The organism is Moorena sp. SIO3I6 (genome assembly GCF_010672095.1).
On record NZ_JAAHHU010000967.1, the window covers coordinates 1 to 1863 of the forward strand.

General features: G+C 47.0%; 1 protein-coding gene and 1 pseudogene. One reads left to right on the plus strand and one right to left on the minus strand.

Annotation, left to right across the window (positions count from 1 at the left end; translation table 11 throughout):
- Positions 1-91 precede the first annotated feature (91 nt).
- Positions 92-1224 (plus strand): IS630 family transposase gene (locus F6K49_RS45025; protein ID WP_293108605.1). Its coding sequence is split into 2 segments (ribosomal slippage): positions 92-521 and positions 521-1224, totalling 1134 coding nucleotides; the frame shifts between segments, so codons are not numbered across the junction.
- Positions 1225-1229: 5 nt separating this feature from the next.
- Here F6K49_RS45025 and F6K49_RS45030 read toward each other — a convergent pair.
- Positions 1230-1863: pseudogene (locus F6K49_RS45030) on the minus strand (sucrose synthase); the annotation flags it as partial.

The following is a 1863-nucleotide window of genomic DNA, read 5'->3' on the forward strand; positions in this document are numbered from 1 at the left end:
GCTACTAGTGGTCTGTCAGTTTTAATTTTGTGAATAGAATGGATGTTAAAGAAGTAATCCTCATCTGCCATTACCCATCATCTGAGAAACCATGGAGAAACGTTACATTGTTCGGTTAACACTTGAAGAAAGACAACAACTCCAACAGTTGGTATCCAGGGGCAAGACAGCAGCCTACAAAATAAAACACGCTAACATTCTGCTAAACATTGATATCAATGGACAAGGATGGACAGACGAGCAAGCGGCAACTACCTTTGGTTGTCACCGAAACACGGTAGCCAATCTGCGGCAACGATTAGTCGAACAAGGTTTAGAGGCGGCAGTGGAACGAAAGCAGCAGAAGAATCCATCACGGCAACGGGTATGTGACTCAGAGGCTCAAGCCAAACTGATCGCTCTACGTTGTGGAGAACCCCCAGCAGGACAAGCACGTTGGACCTTACGACTCCTAGCCGACAAAGCAGTGGAGCTAGAGATTGTACCAGCCATTAGCCACGAAACCGTGCGACAAGAGCTCAAAAAAACCAATTAAAACCACATCTGCGTCAGCAATATGTGATTCCACCCCAAAAAAATGCCGAATTTGTGGCGGATATGGAAGATGTGCTGGAGGTTTATCACCAACCCTATGACCCCAAACGTCCAATGATTTGTATGGATGAACAACCTGTCCAACTGATCAAAGAAACCCGCATTCCCCTGCCGGCTAAACCGGGACATCCAGAGTCAGTCGATTATGAATACGAACGCAATGGAACTGCGAGCATCTTCATGTTTACAGAACCCCTTTCAGGCTGGCGCAAGGTGGTAGTTAGAGAGCGCAGAACGGCAGTGGATTGGGCAGTGGAAATTCAACGCTTACTAGATCAAGATTACCCTGAATGCGAAACCCTCACCTTGATATGTGATCAATTAAACACTCACAAACCAGCTTCCCTCTATGCAGCCTTTGAAGCACCTACTGCACGTCGTTTAGTCGAAAAATTGGAGATTCACCACACTCCTAAACATGGCAGTTGGCTCAATATTGCCGAGAATGAGTTGTCCGCATTGACCCGACAATGCTTGGATAGACGGATTCCGGACCGTGAAACTTTAGAACGGGAAACTGAGGCTTGGTACATTGAGCGCAATCGGTTGCACAAGTCAGTAGATTGGCAATTCACAACCGCAGATGCCCGCGTCCGTCTCAAGCGGCTTTACCCACAAATACAAAATTGACAGACCACTAGATTACCATCGGAATAGTTTCCTACAATCAGGTCGGGACGACCTTGGAATTCTCCTAGCAGTTCCTTTTCGGCATCGATGGCGTAGGTTTCTAGATACGGCCAAATCTCAAACCGAGAAATCCAATCCTGGGTAACTTTCGGATTGAACTCTCGAAACGGTACCCGTAAAATCCAGGCATTTTCTGTACCGTTAACTTTCTCTAACCGTTCATTACACCGAGTTCCATCATTGTTGGGGATTAAGCGGGTGAGAATGATCACCTTAGGCTGAATGTTTAATCCCGCCAGAGTCAGGTTTTCTTGCAACTGCTTTTCTAAACTCTTAGCTTGGTCAAGGACATATACCACTTGACCCCCTGTATCTGGACGTCCTAATACCCCTTCTTGTCCAAACCAGCCGTGAACCGATACCAGGACAATCCGGAAAATCATTGGGATGCGGGAGAGAAACTGTTCCAATGCCCCATCATCCGGTTCATCAATCAATTCATCCAGCATTGTCAAGGTTTCCCGCACCCGACTAGCCGTGTTTCCCCAGCCTGCTTCAAAACCCATCTCTTGCAGCTTAAAGCGGAATTTATCATAGGATTCGCTGTCTGGGCGATCGCTTACAAATTCCAAGGCCAAC